Source organism: Achromobacter insuavis, from assembly GCF_902859645.1.
Taxonomy (GTDB): domain Bacteria; phylum Pseudomonadota; class Gammaproteobacteria; order Burkholderiales; family Burkholderiaceae_B; genus Achromobacter; species Achromobacter insuavis.
Map to the genome: position 1 here is coordinate 75,659 of NZ_CADIJR010000005.1, position 21,585 is coordinate 97,243.

Annotated in this window: 16 protein-coding genes and 2 riboswitches; of the genes, 7 read left to right on the forward strand and 9 right to left on the reverse strand. The window is 68.6% G+C overall.

Annotation, left to right across the window (positions count from 1 at the left end):
• Nucleotides 1–4: 4 nt before the first annotated feature.
• The 6 genes from H0523_RS05020 to H0523_RS05045 all read left to right on the forward strand — a co-directional run bounded on the left by H0523_RS05020 (nucleotide 5) and on the right by H0523_RS05045 (nucleotide 8,708).
• Entirely contained in the window at nucleotides 5–946 is a 942-nt protein-coding gene (locus tag H0523_RS05020; protein ID WP_006391414.1) for an ABC transporter permease, read from the forward strand.
• A gap of 9 nt (nucleotides 947–955) precedes the next feature.
• Nucleotides 956–1,861: an ABC transporter permease gene (locus tag H0523_RS05025; RefSeq protein WP_054428993.1), complete on the forward strand. Its 906-nt coding sequence runs from the start codon at nucleotides 956–958 to the stop codon at nucleotides 1,859–1,861.
• A gap of 5 nt (nucleotides 1,862–1,866) precedes the next feature.
• Nucleotides 1,867–3,552 carry an ABC transporter ATP-binding protein gene (locus H0523_RS05030; protein ID WP_054429262.1) on the forward strand — a complete coding sequence of 562 codons (1,686 nt, stop codon included), beginning with the start codon at nucleotides 1,867–1,869 and terminating at the stop codon, nucleotides 3,550–3,552.
• 37 nt (nucleotides 3,553–3,589) lie between these two features.
• Nucleotides 3,590–4,999, forward strand: a complete 1,410-nt coding sequence (locus H0523_RS05035) for an amidase (protein WP_054428994.1) — start codon at nucleotides 3,590–3,592, stop codon at nucleotides 4,997–4,999.
• A gap of 52 nt (nucleotides 5,000–5,051) precedes the next feature.
• The gene (locus tag H0523_RS05040; RefSeq protein ID WP_054428995.1) at nucleotides 5,052–6,527 is read left to right on the forward strand and encodes a M81 family metallopeptidase; all 1,476 of its coding nucleotides are present in this window, start codon (nucleotides 5,052–5,054) and stop codon (nucleotides 6,525–6,527) included.
• Between the two features lie 210 nt (nucleotides 6,528–6,737).
• Nucleotides 6,738–8,708 (forward strand): DUF945 family protein, encoded by a 1,971-nt coding sequence (locus H0523_RS05045; protein WP_054428996.1) that lies wholly within the window; start codon nucleotides 6,738–6,740, stop codon nucleotides 8,706–8,708.
• 106 nt (nucleotides 8,709–8,814) lie between these two features.
• Here the strand turns inward: H0523_RS05045 and gcvP are convergent, their stop codons facing one another.
• The 8 genes from gcvP to H0523_RS05085 form a co-directional block, all read right to left on the reverse strand.
• The gene (gcvP, locus tag H0523_RS05050) at nucleotides 8,815–11,688 is read right to left on the reverse strand and encodes an aminomethyl-transferring glycine dehydrogenase (protein ID WP_054428997.1); all 2,874 of its coding nucleotides are present in this window, start codon (nucleotides 11,686–11,688) and stop codon (nucleotides 8,815–8,817) included.
• Between the two features lie 91 nt (nucleotides 11,689–11,779).
• Entirely contained in the window at nucleotides 11,780–12,157 is a 378-nt protein-coding gene (gene gcvH / locus H0523_RS05055; protein ID WP_006385867.1) for a glycine cleavage system protein GcvH, read from the reverse strand.
• Between the two features lie 96 nt (nucleotides 12,158–12,253).
• Entirely contained in the window at nucleotides 12,254–13,354 is a 1,101-nt protein-coding gene (gene gcvT / locus H0523_RS05060; protein ID WP_054428998.1) for a glycine cleavage system aminomethyltransferase GcvT, read from the reverse strand.
• Nucleotides 13,355–13,437: 83 nt separating this feature from the next.
• Nucleotides 13,438–13,560: riboswitch (glycine riboswitch) on the reverse strand.
• A 33-nt stretch (nucleotides 13,561–13,593) separates the two neighbouring features.
• Nucleotides 13,594–13,686: riboswitch (glycine riboswitch) on the reverse strand.
• Nucleotides 13,687–13,779: 93 nt separating this feature from the next.
• Nucleotides 13,780–14,673: a ZIP family metal transporter gene (locus tag H0523_RS05065; protein ID WP_054428999.1), complete on the reverse strand. Its 894-nt coding sequence runs from the start codon at nucleotides 14,671–14,673 to the stop codon at nucleotides 13,780–13,782.
• Between the two features lie 28 nt (nucleotides 14,674–14,701).
• The gene (locus tag H0523_RS05070) at nucleotides 14,702–15,316 is read right to left on the reverse strand and encodes a superoxide dismutase (RefSeq protein WP_054429000.1); all 615 of its coding nucleotides are present in this window, start codon (nucleotides 15,314–15,316) and stop codon (nucleotides 14,702–14,704) included.
• Between the two features lie 154 nt (nucleotides 15,317–15,470).
• Nucleotides 15,471–16,673 carry a BaiN/RdsA family NAD(P)/FAD-dependent oxidoreductase gene (locus H0523_RS05075; RefSeq protein ID WP_054429001.1) on the reverse strand — a complete coding sequence of 401 codons (1,203 nt, stop codon included), beginning with the start codon at nucleotides 16,671–16,673 and terminating at the stop codon, nucleotides 15,471–15,473.
• 17 nt (nucleotides 16,674–16,690) lie between these two features.
• The gene (locus H0523_RS05080; RefSeq protein ID WP_054429002.1) at nucleotides 16,691–18,952 is read right to left on the reverse strand and encodes an arginine/lysine/ornithine decarboxylase; all 2,262 of its coding nucleotides are present in this window, start codon (nucleotides 18,950–18,952) and stop codon (nucleotides 16,691–16,693) included.
• A 244-nt stretch (nucleotides 18,953–19,196) separates the two neighbouring features.
• Nucleotides 19,197–19,649 (reverse strand): hypothetical protein, encoded by a 453-nt coding sequence (locus tag H0523_RS05085; protein WP_054429003.1) that lies wholly within the window; start codon nucleotides 19,647–19,649, stop codon nucleotides 19,197–19,199.
• 116 nt (nucleotides 19,650–19,765) lie between these two features.
• On the opposite strand from H0523_RS05085, the gene H0523_RS05090 reads away from it, so the two are divergent.
• The gene (locus H0523_RS05090; RefSeq protein WP_353739093.1) at nucleotides 19,766–20,293 is read left to right on the forward strand and encodes a GNAT family N-acetyltransferase; all 528 of its coding nucleotides are present in this window, start codon (nucleotides 19,766–19,768) and stop codon (nucleotides 20,291–20,293) included.
• A gap of 40 nt (nucleotides 20,294–20,333) precedes the next feature.
• Here H0523_RS05090 and H0523_RS05095 read toward each other — a convergent pair whose 3' ends face one another.
• Nucleotides 20,334–21,572, reverse strand: a complete 1,239-nt coding sequence (locus H0523_RS05095; RefSeq protein ID WP_054429005.1) for a GGDEF domain-containing protein — start codon at nucleotides 21,570–21,572, stop codon at nucleotides 20,334–20,336.
• Nucleotides 21,573–21,585: the final 13 nt, after the last annotated feature.

The following is a 21,585-nucleotide window of genomic DNA, read 5'->3' on the forward strand; positions in this document are numbered from 1 at the left end:
ATACATGCTGGCATTCGTCTCACGCCGGCTCCTCGCGACCATCCCCGTTCTGGTGATGGTCGCGGTGGTGGTCTTCGCGATATTGCGTCTGAGCCCGGGGGATCCGGCCATCATCATGGCGGGCGATGGCGCCACGCCCGAGCGTATCGAACAGATACGCCAGACGATGGGCCTGGATAAACCGGTCGTCAAACAATTCGTCATCTGGGGCGGCAAGCTGCTGCAGGGCGACCTCGGCACCTCGCTGATGTCCGGCGTGCCCGTGACCCAGCTCATCGGCCAGCGCCTCGAGCCTTCGCTCAGCCTGGCGGTGCTGACGCTGGTCTTCACGCTGATCGTGGCGATTCCGCTGGGCGTGCTGGCGGCCTGGCGCCAGGGCCGGCTGCTGGATCGGGCGGTGATGGGCTTCTCGGTGCTGGGCTTCTCGGTGCCGGTGTTCGTCACCGGCTACCTGCTGATCTGGGCCTTCGCCATCAAGCTGGGCTGGTTCAACGTGCAGGGCTACACGCCGCTGGCCAATGGCTTCTGGCTGTTCCTGCACCGGCTGATCCTGCCGTCGCTGGCGCTGTCCACGGTGTACATCGCCCTGATCGCGCGCATCACGCGCACCAGCGTCATCGAGGTGATGGGCGAGGACTTCATCCGCACCGCGCGCTCCAAGGGCCTGACCGAGACCGGCGTGCTGCTGGGCCACGCGCTGCGCAATGCCGCCGTGCCCATCGCCACGGTGGTGGGCCTGGGCATCGCGCTGCTGATCAGCGGCGTGGTGGTGACCGAATCGGTGTTCAACATCCCCGGCCTGGGCCGGCTGGTGGTCGAAGCCGTGCTGGCGCGCGACTACCCCGTGATCCAGGGCCTGACGTTGTTCTTCGCCTTCGTCTACGTGTTCATCAATCTGGTTGTCGATTGCGCCTACACGGTGTTCGACCCCCGTATCCGATACTGAGGCCACGCCATGCAAACGCCCACCGACGCCGCCGCGCAAGCGGCCGCCGATCTTCCCGGCGGCGGCACGCCCCACGTCACCGCCTGGCGCCAGATCCGCCAGGGCCTCAGGAGCTGGCCGGTCATGCTGGCCCTGGTGGTGCTGCTCATCATCGTCGCCATCGCCCTGTTCGCGCCGCTGCTGGGCACGGTCGATCCGACGTTCATCAATCCCGGCGCGCGCCTGAAGCAGCCGTTCACCGACTACCTGTTCGGCACCGACGCCTTCGGCCGCGACGTCTGGTCGCGCGTGGCCTATGGCGCGCGCGTCTCGCTGATCGCGGGCCTGGGGGCCGCGGTCGTCAGCGTCGCCATCGGACTGGTGGTCGGCGTCATCGCCGGCTGGTTCCGCTCGCTCGACGGCATCATCATGCGCACCATGGACGCCATCATGGCGATCCCCGGCATCCTGCTGGCGATCGCGCTGGTGTCGGTGACCGGCGCCAGCCTGACCACGGTGCTGGTGGCCATCACCATTCCGGAGATCCCGCGGGTGGTGCGGCTGGTGCGCGGCCAGATCCTGACCGTGCGCGGCGAGCCCTATGTCGAGGCCGCGCTGGCGCTGGGCACGCCGCTGCCGCTGCTGCTGTGGCGCCACATGGTGCCCAGCACGATCGCGCCGCTGACGGTGCAGGGCACCTATGTGTTCGCCTCGGCCATGCTGACCGAGGCCATCCTGAGCTTCCTGGGCGCGGGCATCCCGCCCGAGATCGCCTCCTGGGGCAACATCATGTCCGAGGGCCGCATGTATTTCCGCATGCTGCCCGGCCTGATCCTGTTCCCGGGGCTGTTCCTGTCGCTGACCGTGCTCAGCGTGAACATCCTGGGCGACGCGCTGCGCGACGCCCTCGATCCGAAAATGGTGCGCAGGATCTGATGCCGATGACCTACTATCCCACTCCCCCCGCGGGCGATACCTCGTCCGCCGTGCTGGCGATCCGCAACTTGTCGGTGGAAGTCGGCGGCGCCGGCAACCGCGTGGTGCGCAACCTGAGCCTGGACGTGCATGCCGGCGAGACCGTGTGCGTGGTCGGCGAATCCGGCTCGGGCAAATCGGTCACCTCGCTGGCCGTCATGGGCCTGCTGCCGCCCGGCGTGCTGCGCATCAGCGCGGGCTCGATCCGGGTCGAAGGCGAGGATGTGGCCAGCGCCACGCCGCGCCGCCTGCGCGAGCTGCGCGCCACCCGCATGGCGATGGTGTTCCAGGAACCCATGACCGCGCTGAACCCGGTGCACACCGTCGGCAAGCAGGTCGACGAAGTGCTGCGGCTGCATCGCCGCATGTCGGCCGCCGAGCGCCGCGCCAAGGTGCTGGAGATGTTCCGCTCGGTGCATCTGCCCGACGTCGAACGCATCTACGATGCCTATCCGCACCAGCTCTCGGGCGGCCAGCGCCAGCGCATCGTGATCGCCATGGCGCTGATCCTCGAACCCAAGCTGCTGATCGCCGACGAGCCGACCACGGCGCTGGACGTCACCACGCAGAAGCAGATCCTGCTGCTCATCAAGGAACTGCAGGTCAAGCACCAGACCGCCGTGCTGTTCATCACGCACGACTTCGGCGTGGTCGCCGAGATCGCCGACCGCATCGTGGTGATGAACCGCGGCGACCTGATCGAAAGCGGCACGCGCCACGAGATCCTGGCCGAGCCCAAGCAGTCGTACACGCGGCGGCTGGTGTCGTCGGTGCCCAGCCTGGTGCCCTCGCACCGCGAGGCGCCGTCCGGCCAGCCGGTGCTGCACGTCAAGGGCCTGGGCCGCACCTACGGCGGCAAGCGCGCGCTGCTCTCGCGCCGCGCGCCGCAGAACGTGATCGCCGCGGCCGATGTCAACCTGACGCTGCGCAAGGGCGAGATCCTCGGCATCGTGGGCGAATCCGGCTCGGGCAAATCGACGGTGGCGCGCTGCATCGTGCGCCTGATCGAGCCCACCGCCGGCCACATGATGATGGGCGGCGAAGACCTCAGCACGCTGTCCGGCGCGGCCCTGCGCCCGGTGCGCCGCCGCATCCAGATCGTGTTCCAGGATCCGTACCGCTCGCTCAACCCCCGCCGCACCGTGGGCGAATCGATCATCGAAGGCCTGCTCAACTTCGGCGTGCCCCGCGACAAGGCCGAGCAGCGCGCCGGCGAGACGCTGTCGGTGGTCGGGCTCAGCCCCGACGCCATGCGGCGCTATCCGCACCAGTTCTCCGGCGGCCAGCGCCAGCGCATCTGCATCGCCCGCGCGCTGGTGATGGACCCCGAGATCCTGGTGGCCGACGAGGCCGTGTCGGCGCTGGACGTGTCGGTGCAGGCGCAGGTGCTGGAACTGCTCGAGCAGGTGCGCCAACGCACCGGCGTGGGCGTGCTGTTCATCACGCATGACCTGCGCGTGGCCGCGCAGATCTGCGACACCATCATGGTCATGCAGCGCGGCAAGGTCGTCGAGACCGGCGCCGCCCAGGCCGTGCTGACCGATCCCCGCCACGAGTACACCCGCGCCCTGATCGACGCGGCGCCTGGACGCGACTGGGACTTCCGCAACTTCCGGCCCGTGGCGGCCGGCCTCGCGTCCCCCGCCGCGTAGCGGCCTCCAGGCCCCCCACCTTCCATTGGAACCCGCCATGTCGCAACCGCATGAACTCTCGGCCCAGGAACTGCTGGCCGCCTATCGCAACAAGACCCTCTCGCCGGTCGAGGCGACCCGGTCGGTGCTCGATCACATCGCCCGCTGGGAACCGCACATCCACGCCACCTACGCGCTCGACCCCGACCAGGCGCTGGCCCAGGCACGCGCCTCCGAAGCGCGCTGGATGAAGGGTGAGCCGCAGGCCTGCGGCGGCTACTCGCTGGACGGCGTGCCCGCCACCATCAAGGAGAACATCGCCACCCGCGGCGTGCCGGTGCCGCTGGGCACGGCCGCCACCGACCTGACGCCGGCCGCGGCCGACGCGCCGCCGGCGGCGCGCATGCGCGAGGCCGGCGCGGTGGTGCTGGGCAAGACCACCATGCCCGACTACGGCATGCTGTCCTCGGGGCTGTCGAGCTTCCATGCGCTGACGCGCAATCCCTGGGACCTCACCAAGAACCCGGGCGGCTCCAGCGCCGGCGCCGGCGCGGCCGCCGCCGCGGGCTACGGCCCGCTGCACATCGGCACCGACATCGGCGGCTCGGTGCGCCTGCCGGCCGCCTGGTGCGGCATCGCCACGCTCAAGCCCAGCCTGGGCCGCATCCCCATCGACCCGCCCTTCATGGGCCGCTGCGCCGGCCCCATGACGCGCGACATCGCCGACGCCGCGCTGATGATGGGCGTGCTGTCGCAGCCCGACGCGCGCGACCACATGAGCCTGCCGTTCCAGGACTTCGACTGGCTCAACCTGGAGCTGGACGTGCGCGGCCTGCGCATCGGCCTGCAGCTGGACGCCGGCTGCGGCCTGCCGCTGGATCCCGAGATCCGCGCGGCGGTCGAGGCCGCGGCCCGCCTGTTCGAGGCCGCCGGCGCCATCGTCACGCCGCTCAAGCCGTGGATGACGCCCGACATGCTGGACGGCGTCGACCGCTTCTGGCGCACCCGTTCGGCCATCGACCTGGGCGGCCTGCCGCAAGAACGCCGCGCCAAGATCCTGCCGTTCATCCGCACCTGGGCCGAAAGCGGCGGCGGCCAGTCCGGCGAAGCCGTGTTCCGCAGCTACTACGAAACGCTCAACGTGCGCGCCAGGACGGTCGCCGCCACCGCTCCCTTCGACTACGTCCTGTCGCCGGTGGCGCCGGTGGTCGCCTACAACGCCGAGTGGGCCGCGCCCACCAACGAGGTCGCCACGACCATGCACCACATCGGCTACACGCTGCCCTACAACATGAGCGAGCAGCCGGCCGCCTCGGTCAATTGCGGCTACACCCGGGCCGGCCTGCCGATCGGCCTGCAGATCGCCGGCGCGCGCTTCGATGACCTCGGCGTGCTGCGCGTGGCCCGCGCCTGGGAGCGCATGCGCCCGGCCCAGCATCCCTGGCCGCGGCCGCCCCAGGCCGCCTGACGTTCGCTGGCAGGCCCGATCCCCTTCCCTTTGGCAACCCACAGGAATTTCCATGCGTTGGCTTCTGGCAATGATCAAGCACGAGACGAACACCTTCTCGCCCGTGCCCACCCCGCTCGCGCGTTTCTTCCGCGGCAACCCTGAAATCCTGGCTGGCGAACGCGCCATCCGGGCCTACGAGAACACCGACAGCGGCCTGGGCGGCTACATCGAGGTGGCGCGCCGGGTCGGCGCCGAGATCGTGGTGCCGGTGGCGGCCGAGTCCTGGCCCAGCGGCCCGACCAGCGCCGAGACCCATGAACTGCTGTGCAAGCTGGTGCTGGACGAGGTCGCCAAGGGCGGCTACGACGCCATCCTGCTGGACCTGCACGGCGCCATGGTGGCCGAGGGCGTGGAAGACGCCGAGGGCGACCTGCTGCGGCGCCTGCGCGAGCTCGACCCCAAGACCCCGGTGGCCGTGACGCTCGACATGCACGCCAACATCTATGCCGACATCGTCGAGAACGCCACCGTCATCAGCGGCTTCCACACCTATCCGCACGTGGACATCCGCGAGGCCGGCGTGCGCGCCGCCAACGTCATCGTGCGCACGCTGCGGGGCGAGATCAAGCCGGTCATGACCTGGGCCGGCAAGCCCATGCTGCCGCACGTCATGTGCCAGGGCACCCACGCCGAGCCCAACAAATCGCTGCAGGAACGCTGCCGCCAGCTGGAGGCCGACGGCGTGCTGGCGGCGTCGGTGTTCGTGGGCTTCCCGCATGCCGACATCCGCGAGGCCGGCCTGAGCGCGGTGGTCTGTACGGACGCCAACCTGGCGCAGGCCGAGCAATACCGCGACGAACTGCTGGAGCGCGCCTGGAACGACCGCGCCAAGTGGGTGTTCCATCCGGAACCGCTGGCCCCCACCATCGCCCGCGCCAAGGCCATCGAGCAAGGCCCGGTGGTGCTGCTGGACCACTTCGACAACACCGGCTCCGGCGGCACCATGGACACCACCGCGGTGCTGGCCGAAGTGCTGCGCCAGGAACTGGACAACGTGGTGTTCTACGCCATCTGTGATCCGCAGGCGGCGCGCGAGGCCGCCACGGCCGGCGTCGGCAGCACCATCACCCTGCCGCTGGGCGGCAAGGTCGACATGCCGGCCATCCAGCGCGCCGGCGAGCCGCTGACCGTGACCGGGCGGGTCAAGCTGGTGTTCGACGGCGTGTACCTGAACCGCGGCCCCATGTACCGCGGCGTGCGCAACGACACCGGCCTGACCGTGGTGATCGACACCGGGCGGGTCGAGATCGTGGTGGTGTCGCGCCACCAGGAGCCCTTCGACATCAATTGCCTGCTGTCAGCCGGAATCGACCCGCTGCAGAAACGCTATGTGGTGCTCAAGAGCCGCGTCCACTGGCGCGCGGGCTTCTCCGCCATGGCCACCGAGATCATCGAATGCTCCGGCGTGGGCGTCACCACCTCCGATTACAGTCAGCTCGACTTCCAGCACGTACGGCGGCCGATCTACCCCCTCGACCCGCTGTAAAACCGGTTTTGTCGACAATATGGCCGGCGCCCGAGGGCGCCGGCTTTCATTTTGAAATCTTCGGTAACGGCGCGCACTGCAACAGGCCATCTCGCCTCGGTATACTCGCCGCGGGTCCTGACAGGCCGATGAATATGTCCCAATTGCCCGCACCGCCCAACGGCGCCGCGCCGCACGGACAAGACTCGACAATCAACGACAAAGCAAAACATGAAAAAGAGCGTAGCGATCACCTTAGCCGTGGTCATAGTGGGAGCGGGAAGCTGGGTGGGTGCCACGTGGTACACCGGCAAGCGCATCGAGGAAGGCGCGCAGCACCGCCTGGCCGAGGCCAACGAGAAGCTGGCCAAGATCACGCCTTTGTTCGGCCTGCGCATCGACCAGATCAAGTACGAACGCGGCCTGTTCTCGACCCAGGCGCGCTACGGCGTGTCGTTCGTCAAGAGCGACAAGAGCCTGAGCGAGCTGCCCGACGGCATGCTGGAATTCGACGCCCGCATCGAACACGGCCCGTTCCCCAAGAGCGCGCTGGCGCGCGGCGCCATCGCCCCGAAGCTGGCCTTCGTCCACACCGAAATGGCCAAGACGGACAACGTCAAGCCGGTGTTCGAGCTGACCAAGGACGTCTCGCCCCTCATCACCGATGCCGTGGTCAGCTTTGGCGGCAACACCGCCTCGACCGCCCGCATCGCGCCGGTGAAAGTGACGCATGAAGGCAATTCGGTCGATTTCAGCGGCATGGAAATCACCGGCACCTTCGACCGCGGCCTGCAGGCGATCACCGCCAACGCCAAGACGGACACGCTCGCCGTCGACGGCTCCAAGAGCAGCGACCCGATCAAGATGCAGATGACGGGCCTGTCCATGGACGTCGACAGCCGCATGGGCAAGTTCGGCCTGTCGGTCGGCGACTCGGCCATCAAGATCAAGCGCATCGATGTCACCAAGCCGGACGTCGACGTCAAGGTCGCGCTCGACAACTTCGGCTACACCGTCAAGCTCTCCGAAGACGACAAGAACATCAACATCCAGGCCGCCTACCAGACCGGTGAACTGAACGTGAACGACGTGGCCCTCGGCAACGGCCAGGCCGTCATCAAGCTGGCCAGGCTGGACGGCGCCGCGGTCAAGCAGCTGTCGGACACCTACAACCAGCTGATGCGCCAGTACATGGCCGACACCCGCGACGAAGGCCTGAACGACGAGCAGTTCCAGGTGCTGCTGGACAACGCCGGCAAGCTGCTGGCCGGCAACCCCTCGTTCAGCATCGACCCGATCAGCTGGAAGACCGCCAAGGGCGAAAGCAAGCTGAACGTCACCCTCGATCTGGCCAACCCGCCCAACGTCAAGGACCTGACGCCGCAGGAAATCGTGGTCAAGGCGATCAAGCAGATCGACGCCACCCTGGTGATCTCCAAGCCGATGGTGCAGGACCTGATGGTGCAGTACGCCATCAAGAAGGACGGCATGGCGGCCGACAAGGCCGAAGCCGAGGCCGCCGACAACGTGCGCAGCATGTCCGGCATGGCCGAGATGTTCAATGTCGGCAAGAACGATGGCGACAACATCGTCGGCAAGTTCCACTTCGCCGACGGCATGGGCGACCTGAACGGCAAGAAGATCCCGGCCGACGAACTGTTCTCGGGCCTGCTGGGCGCGACCGGCATGAACAGCGCGATGGACGACGATGAAGAGGAAGCCGAGCCGGCCGCTGGCGCCACCGCCATGGACAACGACATGGCCGCGACCAGCAACGCCGACGTGGTGAACGAATTCGACGTCGACATGGTCGTCCACATGCTGGAAGACATGGGCTACACCACCCGCAAGACCGACGGCGACGAAGGCCCGGTGCTGATCCTGGACGCCAGCAATTCCGGCGCCACCGACCTGCGCCTGGAATTCCTGTGCAACGACTTCTCCGAGAAGTGCTACGACCTGGTGGCCACCGCGACCTACGCCAGCAAGAAGCCGGCCACGCTCAAGGCCATCAACGCCTGGAACCAGGAATACCGCTGGACCCGCGCCTACCTGGACGACAAGAACCAGGCCGTGCTGCAGATGGACATGAACGCCGAAGGCGGCATCGGCAAGAAGAACCTGCAGATCCTGCTGAACACCTACTTCAGCATCACCGAGGAATTCGCCACCGCCATCACGGCGGCGCCGGCCAGGAAGTAAGGCGGCCGCACAAAAACAAAACCCCCATCTTGCGATGGGGGTTTTTTTTGCCTGTCGCCAGGCGGGCCCCGATGGTTCGCCCCGCGGGGCGAACCATCATGCGGCATCAGGCGTAGGCTTCGATCGGCAGGCAGGCGCACACCAGGTTGCGGTCGCCATAGGCGTTGTCCACGCGCGCCACCGGCGGCCAGTACTTGGCGTCGCGCAGCGAGGCCACCGGATAGGCGGCCTGCTGGCGCGGGTAGTCGTGCAGCCATTCCTCGGCCAGCAGCATCTGCGCGGTGTGCGGCGCGTTCTTCAGGACGTTGTCCTCGCGATCGCGTTCGCCGCGCTCGACCTGGGCGATTTCCTCGCGGATCGAGATCATCGCGTCGATGAAGCGGTCCAGTTCGGCCACGCCTTCGGATTCGGTCGGCTCGACCATCAGCGTGCCGGCCACCGGGAAGCTCATGGTGGGGGCATGGAAGCCGTAGTCCATCAGGCGCTTGGCGATGTCCTCGGCGCTGATGCCGCTGGTTTCCTTCAGCGGACGCACGTCCAGGATGCACTCGTGCGCCACGCGGCCGTTACGGCCCGCGTACAGCACCGGGTAGTGGCCGCGCAGGCGGGTGGCGATGTAGTTGGCGTTCAGGATCGCGACTTCGGTGGCGCGGCGCAGGCCGTCGGCGCCCATCAGCGCGATGTACACGAACGGGATCGGCAGGATGCCGGCCGAGCCGAAGGGCGCGGCCGAGACCGGGCCGACCTTGGCTTCGCCCGGCAGCTTGCCCTGCTCGTTCACCACGCCCGGCAGGTACGGCGCCAGGTGCGCGCGCACCGCGACCGGACCGACGCCCGGGCCGCCGCCGCCGTGCGGGATGCAGAAGGTCTTGTGCAGGTTCAGGTGCGACACGTCCGAGCCGAACTTGCCCGGCTTGGCCACGCCGACCATGGCGTTCATGTTGGCGCCGTCCAGGTACACCTGGCCGCCGGCCTGGTGCACCAGGTCGCAGATCTCGGTCACGGCTTCCTCGAACACGCCATGCGTGGACGGGTAGGTGATCATCAGCGCGGCCAGCTTGTCGCCGACCTGTTCGATCTTGGCGCGCAGGTCGCCCAGGTCGACGTTGCCGTTGGCGTCGGACGCCACCACCACCACTTCCATGCCGGCCAGCTGCGCCGACGCGGGGTTGGTGCCGTGGGCCGACGACGGGATCAGGCAGACGTTGCGCTGGTGCTGGCCGTTGGCCTGGTGGTAGCCGCGGATCGCCAGCAGGCCGGCGTATTCGCCCTGCGCGCCCGAGTTGGGCTGCAGGCTGATGTTGTCGTAGCCGGTGATTTCGCACAGCGCGGCCGACAGGCGCGTGATCAGTTCGTCGTAGCCCTTGCTCTGCGAGGCGGGCGCGAACGGGTGCACCAGCGCGAACTCGGGCCAGGTGATGGGGATCATCTCGGCCGTGGCGTTCAGCTTCATGGTGCACGAGCCCAGCGGGATCATGGTGCGGTCCAGCGCCAGGTCCTTGTCGGCCAGCTTGCGCAGGTAGCGCAGCATGTCGGTTTCCGATTGCACGCTGGAGAACACCGGGTGCTTGAGGATGGCGCTTTCGCGGGCCACGGCGGCGGGGATGCCGCTGGCGGCGGCGGCGTCGAGCGCGTCGATGTCCAGTTCGACGTCATCGCGCTCCAGGCCGGCGGCGAACACGTTCACCAGCGCCTGCAGGTCGGCGGCGGTGACGGTCTCGTCCAGCGACACGGCCAGGCGGGCGCCGTCGACGCGGCGCAGGTTGACGTGCTCGCACTCGGCGGCCGTCAGGATGGCCGGGGTGGCCGGGCCGGTTTCCAGCAGCAGCGTGTCGAAGAAGGTGTCGTTGGCGACCTTGATGCCCAGCTTGCCGAGTTCGGCGCGCAGGATGGCGGTGTAGCGCTGCACGCGCTCGGCGATGCGGCGGATGCCGGCCGGGCCGTGCCAGACGGCGTACATGCCGGCCATCACGGCCAGCAGCACCTGCGCGGTGCAGATGTTCGAGGTGGCCTTCTCGCGGCGGATGTGCTGTTCGCGCGTCTGCAGCGCCAGGCGCATCGCCGGGTTGCCCTGGGCGTCCTTGGACACGCCGACCAGGCGGCCGGCCATGTTGCGCTTGAAGGCGTCCTTGCAGGCCATGAAGCCGGCGTGCGGGCCGCCGAAACCGAACGGCACGCCGAAGCGCTGGGCCGAACCGATGGCGATGTCCGCGCCCCATTCGCCCGGCGCGGCCAGCAGGGCCAGCGCCAGCAGGTCGGTGGCCACGGCCACCACCGCGCCTTGCGCGTGGGCGGCCTCGGCCAGCTTGCGGTAATCGGCCACCGAGCCGGTGCTGTGCGGGTACTGCAGCAGCACGCCGAAGCATTCCGGCAGGCCGTCGGCCTCGTCGCCGATGGCGATCTCGATGTCCAGGCCCTCGGCGCGGGTGCGCACGACTTCGATGGTCTGCGGATGCACGTGGCGCGAGATGAAGAACACCGGGCTCTGCGACTTGGCGCCGCGGCGCGCCAGCGTCATGGCTTCGGCGGCGGCGGTGCTTTCATCGAGCAGCGAGGCGTTGGAGATGTCCAGCCCGGTCAGGTCGGCGACCATGGTCTGGTAGTTCAGCAGGGCCTCCAGGCGGCCCTGCGAGATCTCGGGCTGGTAGGGCGTGTAGGCCGTGTACCAGGCGGGATTCTCGAGAATGTTGCGCAACACCACGTTGGGCGTCTGCGTGCCGTAGTACCCCTGGCCGATGTAGTTGCGGAAGACCTTGTTGCGGCCGGCGATCTGCTTCAGTTCGGCCAGCACGTCGGCTTCGCTGCGCGACGGCGGCAGCGCCAGCGGCGCCTGGCTGCGGATCTTGGGCGGCACGACTTCTTCGATCAGGGCGTCCAGGCTGGGGCTGCCGATCGCGGCGAGCATGGCGGCCTGGTCGGCGTCGGAGGGGCCGATGTGGCGGGGAATGAAGTCGGTGTGGGTGTCTAGGGCGCGCGACATGGGGGGATCTCGAGATGGCGGTGTCGTCGGAAGGACGGACGGTGATGCATGGACGGGCGGCGGCGCCAGCGCCGCGCCCGCCCTGACGGGCTTAGCCGTTGGCGACGGCTTCGTAGCCGGCGGCGTCCAGCAGCTTGTCGGCATCGGCGGCGTTGACCGGCTTGATCTTGAAGATCCAGGCGGTGAAGGCCGATTCGTTGATCAGGTTGGGGTTGCTTTCCAGCTCGTCGTTGAACGCGACGATTTCGCCGGCCACGGGCGCGTAGATGTCGGAGGCGGCCTTGACCGACTCGACCACGCCGGCGGTCTCGCCCGCGTTCAGCTTGGCGCCGACCTTGACGTCGCCGACGAAGACCAGGTCACCCAGCTGGTCCTGGGCGGTATCGGTGATGCCGACGACGAATACGTCGCCTTCGGCTTTGACCCATTCATGGGACTCGGTGTATTTGCGATCGGTGGGCAGACTCATGGGGACTCCTGGGGGATTCGGATAAGGAAATGGTGTTGCGCGCCTCGCGCCGGCGGCCTGCCCCGAGGGCCCGACCAGCGGCGCGAAGCTTCGAGTTTACGAGTGTTCGACGGCTTTGCCGTTACGGACAAACGGCAGTTTGCAGACCAGGGCGGGCACCCACTTGCCGCGGATGTCGACCTCGACCGTGTCGCCCGCGACCACGCCTTGCGGCAGACGGGCAAAGCCGATCGAGACGCCCAGCGTCGGCGACATCGTGCCGCTGGTGAGCTCGCCCACGCCGTTTTTGGTGCGCACCGCCATGTGGGCACGCATCACGCCGCGTTCCTGCAGCTTCAGGCCGATGAAGGCGGCGGGCGTGGCGAACTGCTCCAGCGCGTCGCGGCCGATGAAGCGGCGCTCGGGGTTTTTCAGGGACACCGTCCAGGTCAGCGCGGCTTCGCCGGGCTGGGTCAGTTCGTCCATGTCCTGGCCGTACAGGTTCATGCCGGCTTCCAGGCGCAGCGTGTCGCGCGCGCCCAGGCCGGCCGGGCGCACGCCCTGGGCCGCCAGGTCGCGCCACAGTTGCACCGCCTCGGTGGCGGGCAGCACGATCTCGAAGCCGTCTTCGCCGGTGTAGCCGGTGCGGGCCACCAGGGTGTCGTCGCCGACGCGGGCGGCCACGAACGGAGTCAGCGGCTCGCTGGCGGTCTGCCAGGCCGGACGCGCGGCCCAGACCTTGGCGCGGGCATTGGGGCCCTGCACGGCGATCATGGCCAGGTCGCGGCGCGGCGTGATGGTGACGTCGAACTTGCCGGCCTGCTTGACGCGCTGCATCCAGGCCATGTCCTTGTCGGCGGTGCCGGCATTGACCACCACGCGCCATTCATCGGCGGCGAAGAAGTACACGATCAGGTCGTCGATGACGCCGCCCTGCGGGTTCAGCATGCAGGTGTAGAGCGCCTTGCCGGGCACAGTCAGCTTGGCCACGTCGTTGGCCACCAGGCGCTGCAGGAAGGCGAAGGCGTCGGGGCCGGCGATATCGGCGTTGAGCATGTGCGAGACGTCGAACATGCCGGCGTCCTGGCGCACCGCGTGGTGCTCTTCCAGTTGCGAGCCGTAGGCCAGGGGCATGTCCCAGCCGCCGAAATCGACCATGCGGGCGCCGGAGGCGATGTGTTCGTCGGCCAGCGGGGTGCGTTTGAGGGTTGCGGACATGCGCGGATACTCCGGAGCGGCAGCGGTGCCAGGGTTACGGAATGCCGCTGACGGACAGGAAACGCCCGCGCAACGGCTGAATTTTCCGCCCCTCTGTCCTTTTGCCTGAGAGTTGCCCCGCGTGGCGGGTTTGCACCTTCGGCGCCTGGGCTGCGCGCTATGTCCCTGTTTGGGCAGCGGCGCCAGGTCTCTCCAGAGTGCTGCTTTGCCGCGTCCGCGCGGTAAAAACCGGGACAGGGCAAACATGCGCGGTATGGGATACCTGAGCGATTCTGGGCGAATTGCGCCTTCGGCGGCGACCGCGGGCGGCCGCTCTCTCCCGCAACATGCGTGACAGCGCCGAAAGCATACCGCGAAACGCCGCTGCGTTGTTGATCCACGGCCTAGATCCGCGGCCGTGGGCCGCCCCCCCACGCAACGCCCGCTCAGCCCAGCGCGGTGTCCAGCAGCATCATCAGCACGAAGCCCAGCATCAGTCCGCAGGTGGCGTAGACCTCGTGCCCCTTGCGGTGCGATTCGGGGATGATCTCGTGGCTGATCACGAACAGCATGGCCCCGGCGGCGAACCCCAGCCCCCACGGCAGCAACGCCGCCGACCAGCCCACCACCGCCGCGCCCAGCACCGCGCCGACCGGCTCGACCAGGCCTGACAGCATGCCCAGCGCCACCGCGAAGGCGCGCTTGTAGCCGGCGGCGATCAACGCCACCGCCACCACCAGCCCTTCGGGAATGTCCTGGATGGCGATGCCCGTGGCCAGCGCCGTGCCGCGCACCGGATCGTTGCCGGCGTAGCCCACGCCGATGGCCAGGCCCTCGGGCAGGTTGTGCAGCGTGATGGCGAAGACGAACAGCCAGGTGCGGCGCAGGCGGTGCGCCTCGATGCCTTCGCGGCCCTTGATGAAATGCTCGTGCGGCAGCAGCCGGTCCATCAGCAGCAGCACCGCCGCGCCCAGCAGGATCGCCGCGCCCACCGTCAGGCCCGCGCCCCACGGGCCGGCGCCGCCGGCCTCGGCCGCCGCGATGCCCGGCGCCACCAGCGAAAAGGCGCTGGCCGCCAGCATCACGCCCGCGCCGAAGCCGAACATGCTGTCCTGCATCTTCTGCGGGATGGTGCGCGCGAACAGCACCGGCACGGTGCCGGCAGCCGTGGCGCCGGCCGCGACCATGCCGCCCAGCAGCGCGTCCGCCACGTGCGGCGCGTGGGCGCCGAAATAGACCCAGGCCTGGTGCAGGCCCAGGCAGGCCACCAGCACCGCCAGCGTCCAGACGCTGACGCTGGTGGCCGCGGGCCGGACGCGATGACGGCTGAAGGTGTTCATGGACCGCTGCCTCCCGCGCGAACCGGGATCAGCCCACGGCGGCGGCGTAACGGCGCGCCACCTCGGACCAATCGATCACGTTGTAGAAGGCGCCGATGTATTCCGGCCGGCGGTTCTGGTACTTCAGATAGTAGGCGTGCTCCCACACGTCCAGGCCCAGGATCGGGGTGTTGCCATGCATCAGCGGGCTGTCCTGGTTGGCGCTGCTTTCCACCACCAGCTTGCCGGCCGGCGTCACGCTGAGCCAGGCCCAGCCGCTGCCGAAGCGCGTCAGCGCCGCCTTGGTGAAGGCTTCGCGGAAGGCGGCTTGGCCGCCCAGTTCGGCATCGATGGCGCGGGCCAGCGCGCCATCGGGCTCGCCGCCGCCCTGCGGCGACATGACCGACCAGAACAGGCTGTGGTTGGCGTGGCCGCCGCCGTTGTTGCGCACCGCGCCGCGGATGGCCTCGGGCAGCTGGTCGATGCGCGCCACCAGGGCGTCGATCGGTTCATCGGTGGCGATGCCGGCGCCTTCCAGCGCGGCGTTCAGGTTGTTGACGTAGGTCTGGTGGTGCTTGCTGTGGTGGATCTCCATCGTCAGGGCGTCGATGTGCGGCTCGAGCGCGTCGTAGGCGTAAGGCAGGGGCGGCAGGGTGTAGGCCAAGGCGGTCTCCTTCGGGCGACGCTGCCGGTGACGATCAGCGTCCGATTTTTTGAAAATACAAATGATAGGTATTTTTATTTGATATCACAACGATAACGTTGCAATGCCTGTCATGCAGACAGGCTATCGCCCGCGCAGCAAGCGTCGTACCCGCCTAGAGTGCGTTGCCGCAGGCCACGCCCGAGGCCCAGGCCCACTGGAAGTTGTAGCCGCCGAGCCAGCCGGTGACGTCCACGGTCTCGCCGATGAAGTACAGGCCGGGGGTGGTCCTGGCCTGCATCGACTTCTGGTCCAGGCCGCGGGTGTCGACGCCGCCGCGCATGACCTCGGCCTTCTTGTAGCCGGCGGTGCCGCTGGGCACCAGCGTCCACTGGTGAATGTCCTGCGCCAGCGCGCGCAGGGTCTTGTCCGGCGCGTCGGCCAGGCGCAGCGCCGCCAGGCCCGGCTTGCCGCCCTGCTCCGCCAGCTGCAGCCAGCGGTCGGCCAGGCGCTTGGGCCACAGGCCGGCCAGCACCGTGTGCAACTGCTGCCGGTTGCCCGACTTGGCCGCCAGCAGTTCGGCGGCCAGGTCGCGCCCCGGCGCCAGGTCGATCACGATGGGCTCGCCCGGCTTCCAGAAGCTGGAGATCTGCAGGATGGCCGGGCCCGACAGGCCGCGATGGGTGAACAGCAGGTCCTCGAGGAACTCGCCACGCGCCTTGCCCTGCCCCGTGGCCAGGTTGACCTCCAGCGCCACGCCGGACAGTTCGGCCAGCGGCTGCCAGTGCGCGGCGTCGAAGGTCAGCGGCACCAGCGCCGGCCGCGGCTCGACCACCTTCAGGCCGAACTGGCGCGCCAGTTTCAGGCCGAAGTCGGTGGCGCCCAGCTGCGGGATCGCCATGCCGCCGGTGGCCACCACCAGCTTGGCCGCGCGGATCGCGCCCTGGCTGGTGCGCAGCTCGAAGCCGGCCTCGCCATGGGCCACTTCGGCCACCTGGCAGCCCATGCGCCACTGCACGCCGCCGGCGTCGCATTCGGCGCGCAGCATCTCGATGATGGACTCGCTGGAATCGTCGCAGAACAGCTGGCCGCGGTGCTTCTCGTGCCAGGCGATGCGGTGGCGCTTGAGCAGCGCCAGGAAGTCCTGCGGCGTGTAGCCCGCCAACGCCGACCGGCAGAAATGCGGATTGTCGGACAGGAAGTTGGCGGGGCCGGCGCCGAGGTTGGTGAAGTTGCAGCGGCCGCCGCCGGAGATGCGGATCTTCTCGGCCAGCCGTTCGGCGTGATCCACCAACACCACGCGCAGGCCGCGCTGACCGGCGACCGCGGCACACATCATGCCAGCGGCGCCGGCGCCGAGAACGGCGACATCGAACATCAAGACTCCGGACCCGATCAGTCTTCGATCAGGCAGTCAACGTAGTAGCGCTTCTCGCCGTCCGGACCCACTTCGTCGGCCAGGCCGTGGATGTAGGTTTCGAAGCCCGGGAAGCGCTCGTTGAATTCGCGCGCGAACTGCAGATACTGGACGATGGTGCGGTTGAAGCGCTCGCCCGGAATCAGCAGCGGGATGCCCGGCGGATACGGCGTCAGCAGCACGCCGGTGACGCGGCCTTCCAGCTGGTCGATGTCGACACGCTCGACCTCGCGGTGCGCCATGCGGGCGAAGGCGTCGGACGGCTTGAGCGCCGGCACCATGTCGCTCAGGTACATCTCGGTGGTCAGGCGGGCCACGTCGCGCTCGCGGTAGGCCTCGTGGATCTGCTGGCACAGGTCGCGCAGGCCCATGCGCTCGTAGCGGCGATGGCCACGGCAGAAGTCCGGCAGGATGCGCCACAGCGGCTGGTTGCGGTCGTAGTCGTCCTTGAACTGCTGCAGCGCGGTCAGCAGCGTGTTCCAGCGGCCCTTGGTGATGCCGATGGTGAACAGGATGAAGAACGAATACAGGCCGGTCTTCTCGACCACCACGCCGTGCTCGGTCAGGTACTTGGAGACCAGCGCGGCGGGGATGCCGGTTTCGCCGAAGCTGCCCGACATGTCCAGCCCCGGCGTGATGACCGTGGCCTTGATCGGGTCCAGCATGTTGAAGCCTTCGGCCAGGTCGCCGAAGCCGTGCCAGTGCTCGTTGGACTCCAGGATCCATTCGTCGCGGTTGCCGATGCCTTCGGACACCAGGCGGTTCGGGCCCCAGACCTTGAACCACCAGTCGTTCTTGCCGAACTCGGATTCCACCTTGCGCATGGCGCGGCGGAAGTCCATGGCTTCGCGGATGCTCTCCTCGACCAGCGCGGTGCCGCCCGGGGGTTCCATCATGGCCGCGGCCACGTCGCACGACGCGATGATCGCGTACTGCGGCGAGGTCGACGTGTGCATCAGGTAGGCTTCGTTGAAGACGTTGCGGTCCAGCTTGCGGGTCTCGGATTCCTGCACGATGATCTGCGAGGCCTGCGAGATGCCGGCCAGCAGCTTGTGCGTGGAGTGCGTGGCGAACACCATCGCGTCCTGGCTGCGCGGACGGTCCTGGCCGATCGCGTGCATGTCCTGGTAGAACTCGTGGAACGAGGCGTGCGGCAGCCAGGCTTCGTCGAAGTGCAGCGTGTCGACGTAGCTGCCCAGTTCCTTCTTGATCATCTCGACGTTGTAGATCACGCCGTCGTAGGTGCTCTGCGTCAGCGTCAGGATGCGCGGGTTCTTGTTCACCGCTTCGCGCGCGAACGGGTTGGCCTCGATCTTCTTGCGGATGTTGTCCGGGTGGAACTCTTCCAGCGGGATCGGGCCGATGATGCCCAGGTGGTTGCGCGTCGGGCGCAGGAACACCGGGATCGCGCCCGTCATGGTGATGGCGTGCAGGATCGACTTGTGGCAGTTGCGATCCACCACCACCACGTCGCCGGCGGCGACGTTGGCGTGCCACACCACCTTGTTCGAGGTCGAGGTGCCGTTGGTCACGAAGAAACAGTGGTCGGCGTGGAAGATGCGCGCCGCGTTCAGTTCGGACTCGGCCACCGGGCCGGTGTGGTCCAGCAGCTGGCCCAGTTCGTCGACGGCGTTGCAGACGTCGGCGCGCAGCATGTTCTCGCCGAAGAACTGGTGGAACATCTGGCCCACCGGGCTCTTCAGGAACGCCACGCCGCCCGAGTGGCCGGGGCAGTGCCAGGAATAGGAGCCATCCTGCGCGTACTTGACCAGCTCGCGGAAGAACGGCGGCGGCAGGCTGTCGACGTAGCTGCGGGCTTCGCGGATGATGTGGCGCGCCACGAATTCGGGGGTGTCCTCGAACATGTGGATGAAGCCGTGCAGTTCGCGCAGGATGTCGTTCGGAATGTGTTCCGAGGTGCGCGTCTCGCCGTACAGGTAGATGGGGATGTCGGCGTTGCGGAAACGCAGTTCGCCGATGAAGGTGCGCAGGTTCTTGATCGCGCTGGCCACGTCCTCGGGCGAATCCACGTCGAATTCTTCATCGTCGATCGACAGGATGAAGGCGCTGGCACGGCTCTGCTGCTGGGCGAACGAACTCAGGTCGCCGTAACTGGTCACCCCGATCACCTCGACGCCCTCGGCCTCGATCGCCGAAGACAAAGCACGGATACCCAGACCGGACGCGTTCTCGGAACGGTAGTCCTCGTCGATGATGAAGATGGGGAAGCGGAATTTCATGCAGGCGCTCCTGGGGGCAAGGCGAATCGGACCGTGTTGGCGGACGCGAGTGTACTTCTAGTGAAAAACCGTCTGATGACAGGCGGGCGCGAGGTCCCCGCCGGCGGCGGGAATGGCCGAATTGTAGGGCCGTTTTTCTCCAGACCCTATGGTTTTCCCGAAGACCGTTGCAACGAGTCCGCGAGCGGCCCCCGCGGGGCGGCCGGCAGGACGCCGGCCAGGCCCCCGCGCGAGGCGCGCGGACCTACCGCAGGGTGCGGGCCTCGCCCGCGTCCAGGGCCGCGATGAAGCGGTCGAAGTACGGCGGGATGGCCTCGGCGGCGCCATAGCGGATGCGCCGTTCGACCTTGGCGATGGCGCCGAAGCAGACCTCGGCCTCGGGCTCGCCGCAGACCAGCACCACCGGGTCCTCGTCGTCGCAGACCTCGTACAGGCCGCCATGGGCGCGCCGGGCCACCTCGTAGAGGTAGGCGGCGGCGCCGACGGTCTGCATGGGGGTCAGGGGCAAGGTGCCCACATGCGCGGCTTCGAGCGCATCGTCTAGCGCATGGACGCTCGACGGCGTGTAGTCGAGCCCGGCTCCGGCGGAACCGGCGGCCTGGACGAAATCCTCGGCGGCGTGAGCCACGCGGGCCACGAACTCTTCCTGGACCTCGTCGCGCTCGGCCTCATGGTTTATCTTGAGGAAACCGAACATCATTGGCTCCTTTGTGAAAACCGCAAGCGGCGTTGCTCCCATTATAGGCAGCCCCCGCGCCTATACTGGCCCAACGCGGCCCCGACCGTACCCTATTCCCAACACTGCCCCGTCCCGTGAATTCCGCAGCCGAGCCGCTTGTCCGACGTCTGATCCCCCTGGATGCCCAGGCGCTGCGCCACTTGCGCCTGGACGCCCTGCGCGAGACCCCGGAAGCGTTCGGATCGAGTTACGAAGAGGAACACACGCTGACACTGGACGACATACGCGGCTGGATCGCCCCCGCGGACGACAGCGCGATGTTCGGCGTGTTCTCGGAGGCGGCGCTGGCCGGCATCATCGGCGTCACCCGCCAACGCAAGCTGAAGATGCGCCACAAGGCGCACATCTGGAGCGTCTACGTGGCGCCCGGCTGGCGCGGCCGGGACCTGGCGCGGCAGCTGATGCGGGCGGCCATCGACCATGCCGGCGCCATGCGCGGCGTGCGCACCGTGCAGCTGAGCGTCACCGCCAACAACGCGGCGGCGCGCCAGTTGTACGCCAGCCTCGGCTTCGAGGAATACGGCCTCGAACGCGAAGCGCTGTGCGTCAACGGCGAGCTGTACGACGAGGTATTGATGGCGCTGGCGCTGCCGGGCCGCTAGGGCCTGCTCACGGCAAGGCGCCTCGCACAGGCCGCCAGCGTCAGGCGGCGCCGGCGCGGCGCCGCGAGCCGTAGGCCCAGACCTGGTTGCGGCCGCCGTCCTTGGCCTTGTAGAGCGCCTGGTCGGCCGCCTTGATGACCGCGTCCGGCGCGCGCAGCGTCTCGCCGCGCTCGGCCACCCCGATGCTGACCGTGACCCGCAGCGGCCGCGCGTTGCGCCCGCGGCCGCCCCGGCGGCGCAGGCCGACCTGGTCCGCCTTGGGCCGCGCCGGCTTGTCGCGCAGCCGCATCTGGTAGGCCTCGATCGCGCGCCGCACGGTTTCCAGGTGCGGCATGGCCTCGATCGCGGTCTTGCCCGGGAACACCAGCGTGAATTCCTCGCCGCCGTAGCGGTAGGCATAGCCGCCGCCCGACACCCGCCGCAGTTGCGCCGCCACCATGCGCAGCACCTGGTCGCCGACGTCATGGCCGTGGGTGTCGTTGAATGCCTTGAAGTGATCGACGTCGGCCATCGCCAACGTATAGACGCGGCCCATGCGCTGCAGCCGCTCGTTGAGCGCGCGGCGGCCCGGCAGGCCGGTCAGTTCGTCGCGGAAGGCCATGTGATAGCCCTCGTGCGCCAGCGAAATAGACAGCGAGGTCAGCGCGGCGGAGGCCATCACGGCCAGCTCGATGGGATGGGCGCCGCCGCGCGGCAGCGCCCAGGCCATGCAGACGAAACCCAGCCATTGGCCGGCCTGCTGCGGGCGGCCGTAGCGCAACAGCAGCAGGGTCAGGGTCAGCCCGGTCACCAGCAGCGCCGCCAGCGCCTCGGCCGGAATGCCGAGCCGGCCGAGCATGCCCTGCACCGCCAGCGTGCCGAACCACTGGCCCACGCCGTCCTTGCCGGCCAGCGTGATGGCCGCGGCGCCCACCGCCATCAGGCCGATGCGCGCGGCCAGGTCCCACAGCATGCCGGCGCGTTCCGGCCAGAGCGCGTTGATGGTGTAGGCCAGCGACCACCACACCAGCGCCGGCCCCAACGCCCACGGCGCCTCGCTGGCCAGCATCGGCCAGATAGCCACGGCCGTAAGCACGCCGAGCATCAACGCCAGCGTCTGCGAGCGCTGGTACATCAGGCAGATCGCCGCGCCGACCAGCGCCATGACCCACGGCACGAACGGCACGATCAGCGTCAGCGCCGGCGGCCACTGGCGCCACAACAACAGCCCCACCGCCGCAATCACCGGCAGCGCGGGATAGAACAACAGGGGCAGCCAGGGGATATGGGGGTAACGCACGGATAGGCCTTGC